Here is a 21,784-nt window from a genome sequence, read left to right as displayed (position 1 = left end):
GGAGGTGCTGAAATGAAGAAAATATCATCAGTAAGTAGTGATAGAATTTCAAGAATGTACGTGGATAGAAAAACCTCTGTAAAAAATATAGCTAATGTTACTCCAGTAGACGTAATTAAACCTGTTAAAAATAACACTTCTTATGCTAATGAGAATTTTATGCTCTTTACCAACAGTATGTACGAAAACTTAGCAGAGCTTAGGGAGCATTATAAGAAATTTTATCTACATCAGCAGGAGCTAGAGGATCTTTTAAATAGCTTTAAGGAAAGTAAGGCCGATGATTCCCTTCAGGATATTATTAATCAATTGGAGGAGCTTGTGTTGAAATATAATAATGCCTTTTTAAGCTTAAAGGCCTTTGAAGAGAAGCTTAAAATTAGCCATTATAGTAAATCTATTGAGGACCTATTGCTTGATTATAAACCACAGCTAGCAAGAATAGGTGTCACTCTTATGGAGGATTATTCTTTGTTGTTCAAGCCCTCTGTCTTAGAAAGCAACATAAGGTCCAACCCAGAGTATCTTTTCTTTTTATTTGACTATAAAAGAGGGCTAGTTAAAAAGCTTTTCAAAATATTTAAAAGCATAAAGGCTACCCCTTCAACTACATCAAATAACTATGAAAAGGAGGATTTAGAGGCTTCCTCCTTAGCAGGCTTGCTACTGGATACAAGGCTATAGTATGTCATCTATAGTTAACTCCTCATCCTTTAAGTGGATAATTCTATTTTTCAGCTGTCCTTCAAAAAGTTTTTTAACTCTGTTTCTATCTTCCTTACTATTGCAGGCAACCTCCAGCCTTTGTTTTTCTAATGTTATTTCTGCTATAGCCGTTTTTTGATGATCTAATAACGTGTATATTTCAATATCATCATCTAATTCAATAGCTGAGCTTAAGCCTTTTAAGTATTCTTTTATTATATTATAGTCCTTTACAGCATAGCTGCTTTGATATAGGGTTATGTCTGCAGCTTGATTTTGAAAAGAAAGTAATTTATCAATTATCTCCAAAAGCTCTATAGCATATCCTTTAAAATACTCTTCATAGGTAATATACATGCTATGGTTTTTTTTCATGTCGTAGGCTTCAACTACATATCCCACCAGCATTGTTTTAAATTGACTAGGAAGCACAATAATATTGTCACTTACAAATCTACTATCCTCCCCTACTATTCTACAGGCAACCATGTCGTGCTTGTTAATATCCTCTTCAATATGGCCAAAAGGAACTGAATAGACAACATGGGTAAAAAGATTTTTAAGTAGCACCCTATCCTTAGTTTTTTTTGTAACCTCATAAATACTTAAAAACCCCTTAATTGCTTCTTCAATAAACTCTCTTTTTTCTTCTTTTATATTATTTTTCATGTTCTGCAAAAACATTTCTCCAAAGGATAGCTTATTAGAATTTATATAGTCATATACTAACCAATCAGCAAATTGCTGTTTATTCTTTTTTACTCTTTCAAAAAACACATCTTCAATATTCTTTAAAAGCTTATTATCATAATTGTTATAGACATAGGTAATAATTTCTTCAGTTATAAATTCCATAGACAACTTCACCCCACTAATATTATATTTAGATTATAGCCCTAACAAATCTATAGTAACACTAATAAACCATATAAAATAGAATAAAAAGCTGTATTGCATACCTAATAAGCTTCTAATTACTTCAAATTAAGCTATATGAGGATTAACTATGTTGTAAAATATACTTTGCCCATGTATCATTATACGTGATGACATAAGGACAGACAAGCATAAGGAGGGTTATTTTGACAAAAGTTATAGGGCTAAAAAATTATCAAAGCAAAAAAAGTCAAAGAAAATGTGTTGATTTGTCAGATGCTAATACTATTGATTTTAAAGAAATAAAGGAAGGTATTAAAAACCTTGCTTTAAAGGATAAAGAGGTTATTTTTAGTAATGTTAAATATTATTATAAGCAACAATATAAGAAATATTTAAGTAATAGGAACACTATTGATTTTACCTTTAAAAGCTTCCTAGCTAATAATCTAAACCTTAAGGAGCCCTTTAAGATTAATCATGGAATTGATTTTGCCAGAGAGTATGCATATAATAGTATAAGTGTAGATGATTGGAAAAACATATCTGATATTATAGTACGAATGAGCTTAAGCTACACTTTAGATATTATAGAGGAACAGGAAAAACTAGAAAAGCAGTTAGATCCCCTTTTTCTTGCAAAGCAATATAAATGGGAAAAAGTAAAGATAGATATAAAGCAAAAAAGCAAACCTTAGTAGTTCTATAGAACCTAAGGTTTTTTATTATAGCATTAAATTATTGATACTAATCTCTACTTCATTAATTGATTCTTTTACCTTCTCAAAAACATTTATTGCTTCGTTAGTTATTCTTCTCCCTTTAGCCTTCTCCTTCTCAATATAGTACTGATTAACATTCTTAAGAAATACAATGTCACTTTTAAGGTATGTATCACTGGTTAAAACTATAGGTAGGTATCTTTTTACTTCTGTTTTACTTGGTACATCTTTAAATCTTCCCATTCTGCTTAGCTCTTCATTTATATTTATTTTAAAGGAGATATTCACTCCTGTATCCATTAGCTTGCTATCATAGCTAATCAAATTTCCAAAGTGTCTTTCAAACCACTTATATTCACTGGAATCAAGTATTATATTAAAGCCTATATCAACAGTAAACTGTAAGCCATTTTGAGCTGTTAATCCTTTCATAAACCCCAACCTTCCTTTTTTGATACCTTAAATTATAACAGGTAACATATTAATATTAAAGGCTTATATTATAAAAATTAAATATAGTTTATGTTTTATTGTCATATATTTAAATGAGGTGGATAGCATGAAAAAAATTATTCTTATTCCTTTACTACTAATAATATCCTTCAGTAGTTTTGTTTTATACAATTTTTTTACTAGCTCTTCAAATTATTTAAAAACCTATCGATACCTACCCTCAGCATCCTATAAAGTACCTGTTGGTTTAATTGAGGAGTTAAATAAGCCAGAAGCTGAGGAGGCTAAATCCCATTTAATTAGAATAACACTAAAGGTAATAAACTATAACACATGGGAGGATTTTATAAACTATATTGATGTTAAAGTATACAAAGAAAAAATATTACCAATTGATACTGAGCAGTTAGTAGTTATACTTAATCTCTCTAAGGATATATCTGTTGCTGTTGTTTTTGTCCTTATGGGTGATGAGTATCTGTACCACAGCCATATAGAGAATTTAGTTCCTGTCGAGAAGGTTGAATTTCTAAGTATTCCTTCCCAAACCCATAAAATGCTTTTAGTATACCAGGTATTGGATGAAGAATTTGGTGGCTTCTTTTATGAAGAGTTTGTAGATATTTATTATTACATAGTGGATGATTTTAAGAGGGTATGGCAAAAAACCCTATACTATGAGGAAATATACAATGAAGGCTGGCTTTCTCCCGAAGGAAGCAAAAACACTTGGAATAAGGTTATAGAAGAAACAGCAATAAACTTTGTTACAAATGATAAGATCAAGGTTAATTCGATAACTAGTCTACATAAATATACTGCCAATTCTAGTACATTTCCAACAGAAGATGATTTTATTTTAACAGAAAACAAAACCTTTAAGCAATCCTATTATTGGAGCCATGAGTTTAATTACTTTATATTGGGGGAGGTATCACAGTCTGTATTTAAACATAAAACAGCAGTAATAGAAGATTCCCAGGATAATCTTAAGTTCTTTTATAACATAAATAATCAAAACTACAGGCTCATTAATACTAATGGCGAAGTTTTTTATCTTCCAAAAAAATCATTAAAAGGTATGTTTGAAACCCTATATCAGTGATATAATCATATATAGTAATTTTAAGAGTATATGGGGTGGATAGAATGACAAGAAAGCTTTTTTGGGAAGATCAATATTTAACTAGCTTTACTACAGACATCCTTTCAATTGAAGAGGATAAAGAAAACAATGGTAAATACTTAATTGAACTAGCAGAAACAGCCTTTTATCCTGAAGGTGGTGGACAACCAAATGATGAAGGAGAGATAGCCTCTGCTTATGTAGACTATGTGTTTGAAACCGAGGGTAAAATATATCATAGGGTGAATAGTAAACCAACAGAAAAAAATCAAGTGAAATGTACCGTAAATTGGAAAAGAAGACATGATTTTATGCAGCAGCATCTAGGGCAGCATATTTTATCATCAGTTTTTTATAGGAGGTTTAATTGTAATACAGTTGGCTTTCACCTCGGTAAAGAGGCTGTAACAATAGATTTGCCCAGGGATTCCTTCACTTTAGATGAGCTAAGCTTGGTGGAAGAGGAAGCCAATAATATTATATACTTAAACCTTCCAGTATCTGCTTTATATCCTTCAGATGAAGAGCTAAGCAGCCTACCCTTAAGAAAGGTACCAGCAGTAGAAGAAAACATTCGCTTAATAGAAGTTAAAAATGTTGACTGTACACCATGTGGTGGTACTCATCTAAGTCATACTGGTGAAGTAGGAGTAATAAAAATAATAAAGCTGGAAAAAATACGGGGAATTGCTAGGGTAGAATTTCTTTGCGGTTTAAGGGCCTTTAGGGATTATCAGTTGAAGAATGAAGCAATTAATTCAATCTCAAATATTCTATCCGTACCAAATGCTGAGACCTTTGAGGCTGTAGAGAGGGTTTATCTGGAAAACAGAAGCATGAATAAAAGGCTTAATCAGCTGAATAAAACCCTGTTAGATTATGAAGTCAATGACTATTATAATAATGCAGATAAAATTAAGGATTATTCAATAATTGTTAAGATGTTTGAAAATAAGGATATGAAGCATCTACAGCTATTGTCTTCACTAATAAATGGGTATCCTAAAACTATAGCTCTACTGGCAGCTAAAAACCAAAAGGTACAGGTGGTCTTTACCCGTTCAAGTGATGTCAATATAGATATGAATAAGCTTTTAAAAGAAGTTATTCCTTTAATTGATGGTAAAGGTGGAGGAACCTCAGTAACTGCTCAAGGTGGAGGAGTTAATGGAAATAATCTTGAAGGTCTTTTACAGGCTGCTATTATGAAGCTAAAGCATGAATATGTTTAATGTTAGACTGATGAAATAGTTAAATTGTTTCATCAGTCTATAATAAGACTTAAGGGCTGCTGACATTCCGGCAGCCTTTGCTTATTTAATTATAAAATATAATTACAATTTTATTACATTTCTGAGATTAAGGTTTTTTTAATATTGTATTATGATATAATTTACTTATATTTACATTTTAATATCAGGAGGCAAACCATGCATATAAACAAGTTACTAGTTTTTATTATTGTTGTAGTAGTATTAATTGTCAGTTTCTCTTATTTTAGATACAATACCGCTGAAATTACAATTCTACAAAACAGAATAGAAGAATTAGAAACAGAGAATCAAGCTATTAAAGAGTATTATACCGCTCAATATGAACTGAGGAACAAACTAGACTTAATGGCAAGAAAAATATATGCTGCAATGAATGAAAAAGATTTAGACACCATAAAGAATGCAGTAACCAGTAGTACTGAGGTTTTAGAAGATAAGCTAATATTTAAAGAGGATAATAAAGAATTCATTTTTGATTTTAGCCATATTTCAGAGGCACCTACAGTATTAAGACAAAGATATTATGAGCTTTCACCCAATAGAAAAACCTTTGAAACAGGATATGAAATAATTCTAAAGGATGCCGAATATATACCAGTTATTACAATGATATTTACAGAAGAAAAGGGAGAATGGAAATTAAGTAGCATACTATCGCAATAGCTTGGTGTTTAAGGGTTATTAGTTATTCTAATAACCCTTAAAACTAAGACAATTATTTACCCTCTATATTTTTCTACTCCACCTACATAAGTAGCTTTAACCTTTATATTTTTAATATCTAAAGGAGATATTTTGCTTATATCTCTATCTAACACAATGAAATCTGCTAAATGACCTTCTTTAATTTTTCCTTTATAGTTTTCTTCAAAGCTTGCATAGCTACTGCCTACTGTATATATTTTAATTGCTTCTTCTAGTGTTAGACTCTCTTCTGGATACCATCCACCTTCTGGCTTCTCCTCCATGTCTTTTCTAGTTACAGCAGCATAAATACCTAAGAATGGGTTAAAGGATTCAATAGGACTATCAGAACCCCCAGCAACTACAACTCCATTTTTAAGCATTGATTTCCAGCTATAGCTATCCTTAGCTCTTCCTTCACCTATTCTATCAAATAGCATTTTCATATCAGTCATTAAAAAACTAGGTTGAATGTCGGCTATTACTTCTAAATTCTTCATCTTACTAATTATTTTAGGATTAGTTATTTGGCAATGAATAAGTCTGGCTCTATGTTGCTTCTTGTTTTTATAAAGCTTATCATATATTGTTAATAGCTGGTTCATTGCTCCATCACCAATGGCATGAACAGCCAACTGTAATCCATTATCAGAGGCTAACTTCAAAAGAGCCTCTAGCTTCTCACTTTCATATATTAGAATTCCATAGTTATCCTCATCTTCCTCATATGGGTTCTCTAACGCAGCAGTTTTACCACCTAAAGAGCCATCGGCTAATACCTTTAAGGGGCCATATTTTAGAATATTACTACCTTCTCCTGTTATAATTCCCAGCTTTAAAAAGCCCTCTAGCTCTTCTAAATATAATAGCATTTGGAGGTTTAACCTTAAATCCAGCTCCCCTTCCTTTTCCAATTCTTTATATGCCTTAAGAACCTTTTCATAGCCTCCTACATGTTTAAAATCGTCGGTTTGAATTGATGTTAAGCCCATTTTTAAGGCATCATTTATTCCTGCTTTTATTAGCTCTTTAATTTGCTTAATATCTTTAGGCATAGGGATAGTATTATAGGCTAATAGCAGTGCATTTTCTCTTAAAATTCCTGTTGGATTACCTGCATTATCACGATCTATTTTCCCTCCATCAGGGTCCAAAGTTTTTCTATTTATGTTGGCTAGCTCTAAAGCCTTGGTATTTACAGCAGCAATATGATAGCATGCTCTTGATAAATATATAGGTCTATCCCTACATATTTCATCTAAAAACTCTGCAATAGGATACCCTCTATCCTTAAAGTCTTCATCATTCCAACCATGACCAACTATCCAGTCACCAAAGAAGAACTCATCTTTTTTCAAGTACTCATTAATGCTATTTTTTATATCCTCCAATGATTTACAGTGCCGCAGATCTACCTTCTTTGTTGATAGTGCATAGCTTATAAGATGCATATGGCTATCATTCATACCAGGCAGAACAGTTTGATTCTTTAAATCAATAACTCTAGTATTATCATCTGAATAAGACATAACTTCTTTTACACTACCTACCCTATAAAAGCTATCTCCCTTAACATAAATAGCTTCAGCCTTAGGCTGTTCATCATCCATGGTTATTATATTTCCGTTTATATATATAGTATTATTTTCCACAGTTTGCCTCCTATCATTTGTTGTTATACTTATACTAGCATACTTTACTTTTTATTTGTATAATTAGTAATTTTTGAAGAATACTTTTCTTTATGATATATTTATTGTAATTATTTTATATGCATATATAAAGGAGGGAATTAATAATGAAGGATTTAGTAATAGAAAAGCTAAAAGACAGGGGTGTAGCCCTTGAGGATATGGCAGAGCTAGTATTTGATTTGCAAAAAAAGTACATTCCAACTACTATCGAGGATGCCTTATACAATTTACATAAGGTTTTGGATAAAAGAGAGGTGCAAAATGCAATATTAACTGGTATACAGCTGGATATATTGACAGAGAACAATGCTATTGAAGAGCCTCTACTTTCTATTCTAAAAAAGGATGATTCACTTTATGGTATTGACGAGATATTAGCCTTAAGTATAACAAATATTTATGGCTCTATAGGCTTTACTAACTTTGGATACCTAGATAAGGTTAAGCCTGGTATTATTGGAGAGATTGATAAGATGAAAAATGGCCAAGTAAATACATTCCTAGATGATTTGCTTGCAGGTGTTGTGGCTGCTGCATGCTCAAGAATGGCACATTCATCTGCACCCCGTGGGTAATATGCCTATTATACATCCTACCAAAAAACAGTAGACCTTCATATCATTGAAGGTCTTTTTTATCAGAAAATAGTACACTTATCTTAGTATAAATAGTAATTATGGCAATAGCTGTAATTCATCATCTAATAATTCTGATTAAAATAAATGTCAGAAAACTCAATATGGATTTTTTCAATTGGTTCTTTTTGAACCTCCATAACATTTTCCTTTTCATTGACTTCATAGTCAAGAGTATAAATCGGGAGTCTAATAATAAATTCACTACCTTCATTTAATTTGCTTTCTACTCTAATACTTCCCTTATGAAGCTCTACCAATAGCTTTACTAATGCTAAGCCTATACCACTTCCATTATTTCTTGAAAAGGTTTTATTAGCCTGCATAAACCGCTCAAAAACAAGCTCTAGTTTGTCTTCAGGTATTCCTACACCTGTATCCTTTACAATTACTAGAAGGCTATCCTTTCTTTTCTTAATTGATATAGTAATTCTTCCTTCAGGCTTTGTAAACTTAATTGCATTAGATAGCAAATTTAGCATAATTCTTTCTATTTGATCTGGGTCACAGGCAGTTACTATTTCCTCTTCTTCAGAATAAAATTCGAAATAAATACCCTTCTCCTCAATATAATCCTTAACAGAATATGTAATAACCTTTATAATTTCTACTATATTGTGGTTTTCAAGGCTTATTTCATAGTAGCCACCGTCTATTTTAGTTATATCAACCAAGTTATTAACTAGCTTCAATAGGCGATAACAATTTTGCTGGATTACTCTAACTTTTTGCTTAACCCTCTTATCTAGTGAGCTGTTATCCTTAAAGTATAGATTTAACAATTGCAAAGTTCCTAGTATAACATTTAAAGGAGTTTTAAACTCATGGGATATATTTGAAAAAAAGTCGGTTTTAAGCTTGTCATATTCCAGTAGCTTTTGTAAATAGGCTCCTTTTTCCTCTAGTCTATTTTTTAAATCCTTTGTCTGATTTTCAATGTATGAATCCTTATATCCAAATTCATTAATAATGGCATTATTAAAATATGTAAAGTTTTCTTCTTTGTATGAGTCTGGCGTTACATCCTGGTTACTTTCTGCTGTTGAAAGAAAATGATAAATTACAATAAAATAGCCCCTTTTATAGCTATCTACAGTCACTATACACCATTCTTTAAGAATGCTAAAATATTTTTTCAACCTTCTTCTTTCTCCATGTAAAGCAACCTGTGAGAACAATTGAAGCAGGTCTGATTCCTCTGCTTTAAAATTGGCTATTACTTCCGATGCTGGTTTACCTATCACTTCATTATTTGTTAACCCTAACTTTTCTAAGAAGGCATGGTTAACTTGAAGGAACATATAGTCTATAGGATTTCCTTCTTCATCTGTGGTTAATTTGCAATATGAATATCCATCCGTCATATTATTTATTATATGACAATAGTCTTGTACCCCCAAAAGCATCTCGTCTTGTTCCATTTTTCCCCCTCCAATGTAAAATCTAATACACAAATAGTTTTTTAGACCTATTTCAATATTCCATATTTTTCTTGTAATTCCTTTAAAATTGCAAAAATAATTGTTACTATTTTTTTTGATATAGGTAAATGAAAAAAGTAAAAAACAGCTTTGTATCTGGCTGTTTTCTACATTTACAACATTTTAAAATAACGTTCATTAGTCAATATTTCACGATATTTCTTTATTAATGTTAATTAGATACTATTTTTTCTATTAGGTCTTCCTTAATTCTATCTACACCATTAAAGGATATATTAGGGATATAAAAGGATTCAATTAAGTCGTGGTTAACCTTAGTTCTTTTTAAATTATCGAATACTATTTCCATCAACATCTTAAAAATGCTATTACTTTCTTCCAGCTGCTCTTTATAGTCCAGTAATTTACTATTATCATAAAAATCATCAGTGCTTATAATTTTGCTATCAGAAATTCCACTTAACGTTGTAATTGCAGTTTTAACTTCTGGAATTACTATTGATTCTAGCTTATCTGGTACAAGGGGATGATGATACATATGTACATCGTATCCCATATCAATAAAGTAATTACTGAAAGCATATAATATGTCTGAATTAATAAGTATACTACTTCCTTCAATATAGAGGGTTTTGCTTTCATTTAAGTAGGTATTACCAAAATTAATGTGTCCCTTATGGGTATATGCACTACCAAACAGATGTCTTTGCTTAGATATTTTATGTTGATCTTGAATATCACTTAAGTAAGCTTCTTTGATTTGCTTTATTTTTTCTTTAATTTTATGGCTTAATAGTGCTTCATTATAAATCCATTCAATGTCATCCTTTATTCTTTTGGCTGCACCTAAATAACTGTACACTCTTTTATATATTTTTCCATTATCATCTGTTGATTTAATTATTTTTTCTCGGTTTTCAATTAAAGCCTTCTCATCCCAGAAATCACCGAGGTTTATTATCTCATCTACTGCCCCAGGGTATTTAGGATCAATAACATGGGGTGACGTCCCATCTATTAAAGCAATTCTAAGCTTTGGAAAAACCACTGCATCAATACTATCTGGGTCAGCAGAGCAATGATGAAATTCTGCATCGTAGCCCTTGTCAACTAAAGCTTTACCTATATTTTTCATTAGCTGCGATTTTCCAACCCCTGGACCACCTTTAATAAGGTAAACCCTGTTGGCTTCCTTTAGGTCAATAACATAGTTATAGTATGAATAAAAGCCAATTGATGTGTTTCCACCAGGAAATAAACGCTTTATGTTACCTATCATACTCATAAATATAAACCTCCTTTTTAAAATAGCCTATCAACTTTATTTTATTCATATTATGGCTTAAAGGTTCGGTTTATATTTAATTATATCTCCGTACTCAACACTATTTTAGCTTCTTAACTGGATTTTTTAGGGAACAAGGTACATTACACATGCATTTACCGCAAGCATCACCAATTCCTATTGAATACTGTGGTATATTTCCATTGTATATTTGATCATTGCATCTTTTTTTATCTACATATGGGTATCCATTTTCAATTGTGATTCCATTTGCTACACAGTAATCAATACAATTACCACATGTGCCATTATATTTGTATAAACAATTTTCATGCTTTTCTCTAATAGTAGGCGTTAATGTCATATTGGTAATAATACTTCCTATTCTCCCACAGCATCCTTTTTCAGTTATCAGCATATTATTTATTCCAAATGTACCGATTCCAGCAATATATCCAACATGTCGATGTGACCAATCACTTATTAACTCCTTCTCATCATAATTATATGTAGGAGGTAAAACAGTAGATATATAACCTTTTTCTACAATTTTTTCATGCAAATACTTGTTTATATCTACAATAAGATTATTTGTTTCGATATTGGCAATATCCCACTCCCTTGAGCTTTCAATATTACCTATATTACTTTTGACTATGTGTTCTTGGAAGGGAAGAAAAAACACAATAACTGATGCAGCATCTTTAATGAAATCAGTAGGTAGAGCATGAGTTGGACTTATTATGTTTTTAAGCTCCTTAAACATAGGGTTATTGGCAGCAGCAATTCCAATAACTGGCTCATACCAATTGGTTTCCGTTCCCTTTAACTGTTGATAGTTTTTTACATAATCCTTGATTAATGAGTCTAACTCCTTCATTTTGCTTATCATCCCCCATATGAACATGTATAAATATATCTCTGTAATCTATCTTGATGATTCTCCATTTTAGTAATTGTTATTCACGATTATAATATAACAATGATTACTATAGGTGTATTTTCATTTTATCATGTACACATATGGATAGCTATTGAATTCAGAAAAAATAATAAATGTAGTGGGGACGGGGTTATTGACAACTTCCCTAGAAAAGTTGTCAATAACCCCGTCCCCACTACATAAAATCTATACTTTAAAAAAACTGGCAGCGTCAGCTAACTGTTTTATAGTATTGCTCAGATCCTGCAATGAAGCTGCTACTTCCTCTACAGAAGCTGTTTGTTCTTCTGTAGATGCATTAATTTGCTGTGCAGATGCTGCTGACTGTGCTGATTGCTCTGCTAGTTTTCTAATTTCATCAGCAACTACACCAATAATTAATATCTATTATAGCTTAATAAATATTATTAAGATGTCGGAATTTGTCATAAAAACATATATTTTGTTAATTTTTTATAAAAATAGTAATCAAAAAAAATACTGAGAACTAAATTATCCCAGGTTATTCCCTCATTGACATTTACATCATATACTCCCTTTTTATAGATAAATAGAACATAGATAAGCTCATCAGTTTCATTATTCTTTCCCAAAAGGGCATAATCCTACCCCGCACGTGTACTGTTTTAAACATTATTTCTTTTTCATTAGTATTGCTCCTTTAGAAATAACTAGCCGAAGTTTTTCACGAATAAATAACTCATACTACTGAAACGTTTTACTAAATCTTCAAGCTGTCTAAGTTTATCAATTGTGTTATACATACCAAAGATTAATACCACTTTTTCACAATGACTACCCTTTTGATGCAAACAAACTAACAATTGCTAAATAAAAAGGATAAAGTATTATTCCAAACATTATGATAAGTCCAGTACCAGGGGATGGTATATCTCCCCGATATGTCAGTGGAAATAAAGATATCCAAATATAATTGAATACCAGAAAGTACGGAAACCAAAGAATAGTTAACCAAAACCTAGATAGTTTGCCTAGAATCCATTTTCTTATTAAAACAATAAGAATCCATGTTAAAAGTATTAATTTTACGATATAAAATATTGTATAAATAACTTCAAGAGTATTAAACCCTAGTTTAGATAATCTTTCAATTCTGTAAATATTTAATGCAGACTGAATAGTAATTGCAAAGAAAAATCCACAAATAGCGCTAAGGATATTTAATTTTAAAAAAGCATTTTTTCTAGAATATACTCTAGACATTAAATTTTTCTTATTCACAAAAACCCTCCAGCTATTTTTTATTATGAACTATTGTTAAGATGCTTCTTATTTTTCATCTTTTCAACATTGTTTATTTCTCTTTCCTCCAATTAATATCCTTCAATGATCACTTTACGAAAATTAGATCTATAGTGCCAACTCCATCTGAACTGGTTTTTTACATCAATAAATCTTCTATTTTTTTTACTAAATCATCTATTTCGTAGGATATATTACCATAGTTAGTTTTGGGTCTATCAATAATAATCACTTTTATATTGCATCGCAAAGCAGCCTCTAGCTTTTCTTTCATTCCGCCAATTGCTCCGCTATCCTTTGTTACCAGATATTTAATACTATAATGCCTATAAATTTCTTCATTAAGCTTTTGAGAGAAGGGACCCTGCATGGCAATTATTTGCTTTGGATGAAGTCCCATATCTACACATTTATTAATTGCATAGGGAGTGGGTAGTACTCTTGCATAAAGATTATTGGCTTTATTGAGGTATGAAAAATCTTCTAAATGATTACTACCAATGGTAAGCAAAATGTTTCCGCTACAGTTTTCTAATGCCCCTGCTGCTTCTTTGTAGCTACTATACCTTGTCCCAACAGAATTAATGGTTTGTTTTCTCTCATATCTAATATAGGGTATAGATAGATTTTTAGATGCATTTATAGCATTCTCTGTAACCTCTTGGGCATATGGATGAGTGGTATCCACAATTAAGCTAATGGTTTTCTCGTTTATTAGGTTTTCCATTTGGCTTTGATTAAGTTTTGTGGATATAATTTCTAGGTTTTGGTGTTTTTCTATAAGCTCTCCTCCATAGTCGGTTGCTGTAGTTGCCACTAATTTATATCCCTTAGCTAATAAGCTTTTAATTATAAGCCTACTATCCTTCGTTCCTGATAAAATAAGTATCACAGCCTATACCCCCTGGGTGTTATCATTCTATTATTGGCAATATAGGTATGTGAATTTCCAACTATCACCACTGTAACCATGTCTATTTCATAGTCTAGCATATGCTCTAGGGTTGTAAGGATATAGCCCTCCTTTTCTCTTTTAGCATTTCGTACGATTCCAACAGGGGTATCCTTCCTCTTGTACTTTAATAGTATATCTCTAGCTTCTTTGATATGGTCTTGTCTGCCCTTGCTTTTTGGATTATAGATGCATATTACAAAATCCCCTTCTCCTCCACAATGTAGCCTCTTTTTAATTAATTTCCAATCTGTTAGTAAGTCACTTAAGCTTATGGTAACATAGTCGTGCATTATTGGTGCCCCTAGTATTGAGGCTGCAGCATTGGCGGCTGTAATGCCTGGTACTATTTCTATTTCAATATTACTACCCTTCTTCATTAATACCTCATTCATAATACCAGCCATTCCATAAACCCCTGCATCACCACTGCTTATTAATGAAACTATTTCACCCTGTGAGGCATAATTAAATGCTTGTGTACATCTATCAACCTCTTTCCTCATTCCAGAGAATACTACTTTTTTATCCGTTAATAAGTCCTCTATAAGCTCTATATAGGTATTATAGCCTACTATAACACCCGACTGGCCTATTGCTTCAATTGCTGCTGGGGTGGTATGCTGTCTATTACCAGGGCCTAAGCCTATAACATATATTTTACCATTACCATTCATTATGCTTCCTCCCATAGTGAAAGTGTTATTCCATCAAAGCTTGTTTTTTTCATAATGCATTTCCCCCTGCTAGAGGCTAAATATCCACATGGCTCGCATACGGCACCTACTTCAATTGCATTCATTACAAACTTAGATTGCTGAAACTTATTTTCTATTTTTTTTATTTCATTTTTTTCTATTATTGTTAGGGCTACATCAAAAAAATCCGCTGCCTCTATAATCCCCTTCTCCTTCTGTTTTATATCTATGGTGGCGATAGTCTTTATTGACCTATGATGAAGCTTGTATCTATCTAAGGCTAGTTTTATTGCATTTACTATTCTATCACCAGAAATGCCTTTTTTGCATCCAATACCTACAACTATTCTTTTAGGAATAAGCTGTACATATGGATGACTTAGATCTATATTAGTTTTGCTTGTTATATAAATGACTCCATCAAAATCAAGACTATTATGGTATTCAGTGAAACGTATAATATTACTGGGCAGACTTATATCTACTCTAACATCTGATAGTATTCCTACCCTTTCTTTATTTACAATTTTAGCTGTAATCTCCTTTGCTTCCTCCATGCTATCAATGTAGCAGCCTAGCTTTACTGCAAGGGTATCTACTGCTATACTGTCATTAACATCTGAAGCAGTTGTTATAACAGCAGTTGCTCCAATTTTTTCCGATAGATACAGGGCTGCCTCGTTACCACCACCAATGTGACCCGATAGCAGGCTTATGACATGCTTTCCCTTTTCATCCATTACCAAAATAGCAGGGTCAACGGTTTTATTGTCAATATACCTTGCTATAGCCCTAACAACAATTCCAGTAGCCATAATAAACAGTAGTATATCATATTTGTGGAAAATATCCCCTACAAAATCACCAAAGCTACCCTCGATGGCTTCAGTGTTTTCTTCCTTCCATTTAGGTAGTGTATATATATCAGCTGGTGATATCTGTCTCTTAATCTCTTTAGCTTTATATAATCCACCCTTAGTAAGGGTAATTATTGCCCAACTCACTTTTTTGCCCTCCTATATTGGTGGCTAAAGGTTTTATCATAAAGCTTAGATAAGCTATAGCTATTTCCTAAAAAGTCACCAACTAATATTTGTGCAGTTTTTGTAATATTAGCCTTCTTTACCTTTGAGGCTATATCCTTTAAAGTGCCTTGTACAATCCTTTGATCTTCCCATGTTGCCCTTTGAACCACAGCAATAGGTGTATCTCCGTTATAATGCTGCATTAGCTTCTCTACAACCTTATCTATCATATGTACCGATAAAAATATTGCCATTGAGGCTTTATGGGATGCCAAGGCTTCAAGAGCTTCACCCTCTGGTACTGGAGTTCTTCCCTCTAACCTAGTGCATATAATGGTTTGACTTACATCTGGTAAAGTAAACTCCTTCTTTAATAGGGCGGCAGAGGCTAAAAAGGAGCTTACTCCTGGAATCACCTCAAAGTCTATTTCCAATTCCTCTAATCTATCCATCTGTTCTCTAATAGCCCCATATATACTAGGATCACCTGTATGGACTCTAACAACCTTTTTCCCCTTTTTAACGGCCTTCTCCATCACTTCAATAATTTCGTCTAAATCCATTGTTGCACTGTTGAATATTTGGCTATCCTTTTTTGCCCACTGTAAAACCTTAGGATTAACTAAGGAGCCTGCATATACTATTACATCTGCTTCTTCGATTCTATTTTTTCCTTTTATAGTAATAAGCTCAGGATCACCTGGTCCTGCTCCTATAAAAAAAATTTTATTTGAAGGCTTTTGATTTTTATATGTCATAGTTTTTCACTCCTTCTATAGATTAAAGCATATTAAACCTCTGATCTGCTGTTGAGCTCTATAGCTTATTCCTTTTAACAATAATTGTAGAAAGGTAATGGACCTTTTCTTTCCTTAATCTTTCGATATCATAGGATATTTCTTCTTCATTGGTGCTACATTTTGAAACAAAAACAAATTTGTCTTTATATCCTTTTTTCTCAAGAATATCTGCCATCTTAGGGCTGTCATGGGAGGCCTTCATTATTACAACATTATCATAATCCTCTAGGATTTTTTCAAGGTTTCCACAGTCCTTCATTAGGGGTAATATTCCCAAGGTCTCTTCCCCAACAGATAACGGGACATTTACTCTGCTTGCTACAGCACAGAAGGCTGTAATCCCTGGTATCGTTTCTATCTCAATAGCTTCCTCTTTTAAGTGACGAAGTAAATAAATATAGGTGCTAAATACCATCGGATCACCCAAAGTAATAAAGCCAATATTCTTACCCTTTTCCAGCTCATTCTTTATGATTGTTGAATTCTTTTTCCACTGTTCCTTTAAAACTTCCTTATTGTGTATCATTGGAAATGTTAAATATAGAATTTGTGCATCCTCTTTAATATGCTGCTTAGCTATTTTTAGTGCGATACTTCCTTTATCCTTCTTAGCTTCAGGGCATATTATAATATCCACATTTTGTATGGCTTTTATAGCCTTTATTGTTATTAGCTCTGGGTCACCAGGACCTACACCTATACCATAAAACTTTCCCATTGTTCATCTCTCCTTAGTTGCTGATATTATATATACTGGATTATGACCCTCCATCATTGTTAAACTGCCAATATTTTTTCCCCTAGCTACATGTATTTGAGCTACGTCTATATCTTTATAAGGGCTAGTTTTTAACAGCTCTAGTGCTTTACACATATTTTCTAGTGTAATGAAATTCATTACAACCCTACCACCTACAATCAAATTAGTGTTAAACCATTGAAATATAGCATCTAGCTTACCACCACTTCCACCTATAATTGCCCTATTTACCTTAGGTACCCTGTTCAATATTTCTGGAGCTGTTCCCTCAATTATTTCTATATTATCAACACCAAAGGCTTTTGCGTTCTCTTTTATTACTCTAACACTCTGGGGGTCCCTTTCAACAGCATATACCCGTCCACCATTGGCAACCAATCCACATTCTATAGATATTGATCCAGTACCAGCCCCTATATCAACAATTATGTCCTTTGTTTTTATTCTCAGCTTGCTAAGGGTTATACTTCTTACCTCAGACTTTGTCATGGGGGCTTCACCACGAATAAACAAAGAATCGGGAACTCCATAGGTTTTATAGCTCCACCTTTTACTCATACACTATCACCACCACACATATATCATATACAGTATCTCTGTCTATTTTATTAATATCAACCCTTGTTATTCTTTCATTTTCATAGGATAGGTTTTCACCAATATACATTACCCTATCTTTAACCCCTTCTTCAATAAGCCTTTGAGCTATCATAAAGGGGGTCCATTTTTTATCAGTTAAGAGGCATACTTTTTTGTGCTCCCTTACCCCTTCAGCAAAAGAATTATCTCTTCCGTGGAGACTTCCAAGATATGCGTTTTCCCAGCTCTCCCCCAATCTTGCAAACATGTATTGCATTGAGCTTATGCCAGGAATAACCTCCAGTTCTTCAGCTGTAAAATGCTTTTTTAAAAATGTTAATAGGCTATAAAACCCAGTATCGCCTGATACAATCACTGCTACTCTGTTATCAATATATTTGTTTTTAATAAAATCAATTGCTCCATCAAGATTACCAGTTATTTCATAGGATTCTTTGCCCTGTAAATTCATGGCCTGTAGATTTCTTTTGGCGCCTATTACTATGTTTGAATTGTTTATAGCCTCCATCCCTTTAGGTAAAATATAATCTTTATGTCCGGGACCTAAGCCAACCACCTTTATTTTATTCATTCCAATATTCCTCCAACATTCTATTACCATTACTACACAGTCCCAATTTATCATGGTTATTTGTAAAAATTAAAGTGCCTATTTTAATGTTGTTAAAGGTTCGTTCTGTAGCTTTCTGTGTAATTTTTTCTGCCAATAGATCAAAAACTCTATAGAGCTTTTCAGCCATGATATAGTCAACTGCCTCGTCAGTGGTTATACTCTCCATTATTTTTGCAATAAGCTGTTGGGAGCATCCTAATAATCCACAGTTGGCAGCCAGTACTTCCATTCTTCCATCGGCTATGCTGCTATGGGTATGAAAAATTCCTCCTGCCACCTTTACCATTTTACCCAGATGACCAATAATCATAATCTCTTCATATTTGTGTTCCAAAGCCTTATCCAGCATATATCCTATGAAATTACTTGTCTTTATTAAAACCTCATCTATGTTTACTTCTTTATTGTTTTTTATGAATAGCTCCTTAGTATAATCCCTGCCATAGTTACCAGGTGAGAAGATAATCCTTTTGACTCCTTTTTCCTTTAAGACAGATAATTCTAAGGCTAAGGATTCCTTCATTGCCTCCTCACTCATAGGCTCTACTATTCCAGTTGTTCCAATAATTGAAATACCCCCAACTATGCCAAGCTTAGGGTTAAAGGTTTTTTTAGCAATGGCTACTCCCTCAGGAGCGTAAATTTTTATTTTTACACCTTCGCCCTTTGGTAATACCTTCTCTACCTCTTCTATTATCATTCTCATTGGTGCTGGATTAATGGCATGTTGACCTGGTGAAACAGATAAACCTGCCTTTGTAACCATACCTATACCAACTCCACCTTCAATTTCAATAGTAGGACTATTAATTTTTTTAGCTGCTGCATAAATTCTTATACCATTAGTTACATCAGGATCATCTCCACTATCCTTAATTATGCAACAGCTGGCTAAATCATCTGTTATAACTGGGTCTATAACCGATAGCTTAAGCTGCCATCCCTTTGGAGTATCAATGCATATGTCTTTAATACTATTCTTGGTGTATAGCATAAGGGTAGCAGCCTTAGAAGCTGCAGCTGCACATGAGCCTGTTGTGTAACCATATCTTAGTTTTTTTCTTCCCTTAGTTATAAATCTATCGAGCTTGTTACCCTCTAAAGACTTCATGGCATACCTCCCAATCTATTTAAATCATATATAATAGTGCATTAACAATGGCTGCTGCTACACCACTGCCTCCCTTTCTTCCACGGGTTACTATGTATGGAACCTCCAGTTTTGTAAGGGCTTCCTTTGATTCCACAGCCCCAACAAAGCCAACAGGTACTCCAATAACTAAGTTGGGCTTTTGCATACCTTCATTAATCATCTCTATAAGGTTAAATAATGCGGTAGGAGCGTTGCCAATGGCATATATTCTTATGCTCTCGTCGGCCATAGCCTTTTCTATAGAGATCATAGACCTAGTTATACCTCTAACCTTAGCCTCCTTAGCCACCTCTGGATCATGGACAAAGTTGCACACATACCCTCCCAGTCCACTAAGCCTTTTTTTGTTTATTCCAGAGTACACCATTTGAGTGTCTGCATAGATATTGCAGCCCTCTTTTAATGCTGTAATGCCCATTTCTATAGCTTTAGGATGAAACTCCATTAAATCGGCATACTGGAAATCTGCTGTTGTATGTATAACCCTTTTAACTACTTTTCCAGTTTTTTCGTCAAACCTATTATTCTTTTCTCCAAGCTCCTCTGTTATAATCTCAAAGCTTCTGTTTTCTATTGTTGTGGGATTTTTAATATATTGGTACTCCATAGCTTTACCCTGTATAATGATAGCTATAAAAGCTCATTATACATTTTCCTTTCTGGATTGTTTTTTATTTAATCCTTTGTTAATCCATTCTAAAAGCATAATTACAAAATCAATGCTGCTGTAGAAGTGAACATGTGGATAGGCAGCTAAAGTATTTTTTTTATGTATACCGCATCTCCATTGATTTTTTACTTCACCGCCTCTTGTTTTGTATATATCATAAACATAACTTAAGCTTTCATTGTCTTCTACAAAGGACCTGTGAAATTCATGCCCCTTAACTTCAATTTCATTTAATTTGATGTTTACATATCCGAAACGTTGAAGCCTTTTAGTCATTATAGATTTACTTAATATAAAACCTACCATTTTAAAGGCTTCTCCATTTAGGTCTTGAAGCTCTTCTGTTAGGTACATTAGTCCTCCACATTCAGCATAGGCCGGTAAACCATCCTCCAAATGCCTTTTTAAATTTTGACGAAAAAGCCAATTATCCTGAAGCTCCTTTGCAAAAACCTCTGGGAATCCACCCCCTATATATAGGGCATCTACATCTTTTGGTATGTCTATATCCTCAATTGGGCTAAACTCAACTAGCTTTGCACCTAGCTCCTTTAAAAGCTGTAAATTATCATTGTAATAAAAGCTAAAGGCTTTATCCTTAGCAACCCCTATGGTTAATCCTTGGGCTAGTCCTTTTATACCTTCTATGGGATTTTTTACAGCTGGCAGATCCTCAACATCACCTGAAATGTTAAGCAGTGTATCTAAATCTATGTATTCTTCAACTAATTGTGCTATCTTTTCTATTTTTGCATCTAAATCGGCTGCTTCTTCACTGGGTATAAGGCCTAAGTGTCTACTATCCAATGATATATCAGAATTGGAGGGCAAATAGCCTATACAGGAGATTTTTACATCCCGTTCAATAACTGTTTTAACCATCTCATAATGGGCTTTTCCCGAAGCGTTGTTTATTATTATAGCCTTAATTTTGACGTCTTGGTCGTAGAGCTTATATCCTAATGCCATAGCAGCAGAGCTTGTTGACATTCCACCGGCATCTATAACTAAGATTACTGGTGACTTTAATATCTTTGAGACATGGGCTGAATTTCCCATAGATTTTTCTACTCCAAACCCGTCATAAAGCCCCATAACACCTTCAATTACTCCAATATCCTTATTCTTCATGTTCCTCTGAAATAAAAAGCTTAATGTTTCTTCATGTAAAAACCAGCTATCTAAATTATGGGAAGGGTTACCTGTAACGTATTTATGAAAGCCTGGGTCTATATAATCTGGTCCTACCTTAAAGGGTGAAACTTTTATTCCTCTATTACTAAGGGCCTTCATTATGCCTAAGGAAATGGTGGTTTTACCCACTCCACTGGCTGTTCCAGCAATCATTATTCTCTTCACATACATCATCCTTCCCTTACTAATATTATATCATTTCTCGAAAGCTTGCCTT

Annotated in this window: 24 protein-coding genes; 7 read left to right on the top strand and 17 right to left on the bottom strand. The window is 33.2% G+C overall.

Annotation, left to right across the window (positions count from 1 at the left end):
• Positions 1–12: 12 nt before the first annotated feature.
• Complete coding sequence (locus F8154_RS01170) at positions 13–684, top strand: hypothetical protein (protein ID WP_151859752.1); 672 nt, start codon at positions 13–15, stop codon at positions 682–684.
• Here F8154_RS01170 and F8154_RS01165 read toward each other — a convergent pair.
• Positions 679–1,560, bottom strand: a complete 882-nt coding sequence (locus F8154_RS01165; protein ID WP_151859751.1) for a hypothetical protein — start codon at positions 1,558–1,560, stop codon at positions 679–681. The genes F8154_RS01170 and F8154_RS01165 overlap by 6 nt on opposite strands.
• Before the next feature lie 227 nt (positions 1,561–1,787).
• Here F8154_RS01165 and F8154_RS01160 point away from each other — a divergent pair, with 227 nt between their 5' ends.
• Complete coding sequence (locus F8154_RS01160) at positions 1,788–2,279, top strand: hypothetical protein (protein WP_151859750.1); 492 nt, start codon at positions 1,788–1,790, stop codon at positions 2,277–2,279.
• A 27-nt stretch (positions 2,280–2,306) separates the two neighbouring features.
• Here the strand turns inward: F8154_RS01160 and F8154_RS01155 are convergent, their stop codons facing one another.
• Entirely contained in the window at positions 2,307–2,735 is a 429-nt protein-coding gene (locus F8154_RS01155) for a hypothetical protein (protein ID WP_151859749.1), read from the bottom strand.
• 127 nt (positions 2,736–2,862) lie between these two features.
• Here F8154_RS01155 and F8154_RS01150 point away from each other — a divergent pair, with 127 nt between their 5' ends.
• The 3 genes from F8154_RS01150 (at position 2,863) to F8154_RS01140 (ending at position 5,819) form a co-directional block, all read left to right on the top strand.
• Positions 2,863–3,861, top strand: a complete 999-nt coding sequence (locus tag F8154_RS01150; protein WP_151859748.1) for a hypothetical protein — start codon at positions 2,863–2,865, stop codon at positions 3,859–3,861.
• 44 nt (positions 3,862–3,905) lie between these two features.
• Positions 3,906–5,114, top strand: coding sequence for an alanyl-tRNA editing protein (locus F8154_RS01145; protein ID WP_151859747.1), 1,209 nt, complete (start codon positions 3,906–3,908; stop codon positions 5,112–5,114).
• 198 nt (positions 5,115–5,312) lie between these two features.
• Positions 5,313–5,819, top strand: coding sequence for a hypothetical protein (locus tag F8154_RS01140; RefSeq protein ID WP_151859746.1), 507 nt, complete (start codon positions 5,313–5,315; stop codon positions 5,817–5,819).
• A 56-nt stretch (positions 5,820–5,875) separates the two neighbouring features.
• Here F8154_RS01140 and F8154_RS01135 read toward each other — a convergent pair whose 3' ends face one another.
• Positions 5,876–7,492, bottom strand: a complete 1,617-nt coding sequence (locus F8154_RS01135) for an amidohydrolase (RefSeq protein ID WP_151859745.1) — start codon at positions 7,490–7,492, stop codon at positions 5,876–5,878.
• 146 nt (positions 7,493–7,638) lie between these two features.
• Here F8154_RS01135 and F8154_RS01130 point away from each other — a divergent pair, with 146 nt between their 5' ends.
• On the top strand, positions 7,639–8,109 hold the full coding sequence (locus F8154_RS01130; RefSeq protein WP_151859744.1) for a phosphatidylglycerophosphatase A family protein: 471 nt from the start codon (positions 7,639–7,641) through the stop codon (positions 8,107–8,109).
• 125 nt (positions 8,110–8,234) lie between these two features.
• On the opposite strand, the gene F8154_RS01125 is transcribed toward F8154_RS01130, so the two are convergent.
• The 3 genes from F8154_RS01125 to F8154_RS01115 all read right to left on the bottom strand — a co-directional run bounded on the left by F8154_RS01125 (position 8,235) and on the right by F8154_RS01115 (position 11,776).
• The gene (locus tag F8154_RS01125; protein ID WP_151859743.1) at positions 8,235–9,590 is read right to left on the bottom strand and encodes a PAS domain-containing sensor histidine kinase; all 1,356 of its coding nucleotides are present in this window, start codon (positions 9,588–9,590) and stop codon (positions 8,235–8,237) included.
• Between the two features lie 232 nt (positions 9,591–9,822).
• Entirely contained in the window at positions 9,823–10,896 is a 1,074-nt protein-coding gene (locus F8154_RS01120; protein WP_151859742.1) for an ATPase, read from the bottom strand.
• A gap of 100 nt (positions 10,897–10,996) precedes the next feature.
• A complete protein-coding gene (locus tag F8154_RS01115) occupies positions 10,997–11,776 on the bottom strand; it encodes an epoxyqueuosine reductase (protein ID WP_151859741.1) in 780 nt (259 codons plus the stop codon).
• Between the two features lie 154 nt (positions 11,777–11,930).
• Between F8154_RS01115 and F8154_RS01110 the strand changes: the two genes are divergently transcribed.
• Positions 11,931–12,323: a hypothetical protein gene (locus tag F8154_RS01110; protein ID WP_151859740.1), complete on the top strand. Its 393-nt coding sequence runs from the start codon at positions 11,931–11,933 to the stop codon at positions 12,321–12,323.
• Between the two features lie 311 nt (positions 12,324–12,634).
• Here F8154_RS01110 and F8154_RS01105 read toward each other — a convergent pair whose 3' ends face one another.
• The 11 genes from F8154_RS01105 to F8154_RS01055 form a co-directional block, all read right to left on the bottom strand.
• A complete protein-coding gene (locus F8154_RS01105; RefSeq protein ID WP_151859739.1) occupies positions 12,635–13,081 on the bottom strand; it encodes a hypothetical protein in 447 nt (148 codons plus the stop codon).
• Positions 13,082–13,241: 160 nt separating this feature from the next.
• Positions 13,242–13,994: a cobalt-precorrin-6A reductase gene (locus F8154_RS01100; RefSeq protein ID WP_151859738.1), complete on the bottom strand. Its 753-nt coding sequence runs from the start codon at positions 13,992–13,994 to the stop codon at positions 13,242–13,244.
• Positions 13,991–14,731 (bottom strand): precorrin-3B C(17)-methyltransferase, encoded by a 741-nt coding sequence (gene cobJ, locus F8154_RS01095; RefSeq protein WP_151859737.1) that lies wholly within the window; start codon positions 14,729–14,731, stop codon positions 13,991–13,993. The genes F8154_RS01100 and cobJ overlap by 4 nt, the downstream gene beginning before the upstream one ends.
• Positions 14,731–15,756 (bottom strand): cobalt-precorrin 5A hydrolase, encoded by a 1,026-nt coding sequence (gene cbiG / locus F8154_RS01090; RefSeq protein ID WP_151859736.1) that lies wholly within the window; start codon positions 15,754–15,756, stop codon positions 14,731–14,733. The genes cobJ and cbiG overlap by 1 nt, the downstream gene beginning before the upstream one ends.
• Entirely contained in the window at positions 15,753–16,535 is a 783-nt protein-coding gene (cobM, locus tag F8154_RS01085; protein ID WP_151859735.1) for a precorrin-4 C(11)-methyltransferase, read from the bottom strand. Before cobM ends, cbiG begins: the two co-directional genes overlap by 4 nt.
• A 58-nt stretch (positions 16,536–16,593) precedes the next feature.
• On the bottom strand, positions 16,594–17,295 hold the full coding sequence (gene cobI / locus F8154_RS01080) for a precorrin-2 C(20)-methyltransferase (RefSeq protein WP_151859734.1): 702 nt from the start codon (positions 17,293–17,295) through the stop codon (positions 16,594–16,596).
• A gap of 3 nt (positions 17,296–17,298) precedes the next feature.
• Complete coding sequence (cbiT, locus tag F8154_RS01075) at positions 17,299–17,895, bottom strand: precorrin-6Y C5,15-methyltransferase (decarboxylating) subunit CbiT (RefSeq protein WP_151859733.1); 597 nt, start codon at positions 17,893–17,895, stop codon at positions 17,299–17,301.
• Positions 17,888–18,508, bottom strand: coding sequence for a precorrin-6y C5,15-methyltransferase (decarboxylating) subunit CbiE (gene cbiE, locus F8154_RS01070; protein WP_192930103.1), 621 nt, complete (start codon positions 18,506–18,508; stop codon positions 17,888–17,890). Before cbiE ends, cbiT begins: the two co-directional genes overlap by 8 nt.
• The gene (gene cbiD, locus F8154_RS01065) at positions 18,501–19,661 is read right to left on the bottom strand and encodes a cobalt-precorrin-5B (C(1))-methyltransferase CbiD (protein ID WP_151859731.1); all 1,161 of its coding nucleotides are present in this window, start codon (positions 19,659–19,661) and stop codon (positions 18,501–18,503) included. Before cbiD ends, cbiE begins: the two co-directional genes overlap by 8 nt.
• Before the next feature lie 19 nt (positions 19,662–19,680).
• A complete protein-coding gene (locus tag F8154_RS01060; RefSeq protein WP_151859730.1) occupies positions 19,681–20,310 on the bottom strand; it encodes a precorrin-8X methylmutase in 630 nt (209 codons plus the stop codon).
• 36 nt (positions 20,311–20,346) lie between these two features.
• Positions 20,347–21,732, bottom strand: a complete 1,386-nt coding sequence (locus F8154_RS01055; RefSeq protein WP_243141122.1) for a cobyrinate a,c-diamide synthase — start codon at positions 21,730–21,732, stop codon at positions 20,347–20,349.
• Between the last annotated feature and the right edge of the window lie 52 nt (positions 21,733–21,784).

This window comes from Alkaliphilus pronyensis (assembly GCF_009017275.1).
Classification (GTDB): Bacteria; Bacillota; Clostridia; order Peptostreptococcales; family Natronincolaceae; genus Alkaliphilus_C; species Alkaliphilus_C pronyensis.
Note: the sequence above shows the minus strand (reverse complement) of the source record. Positions and strands in the feature narration are given on the sequence as shown.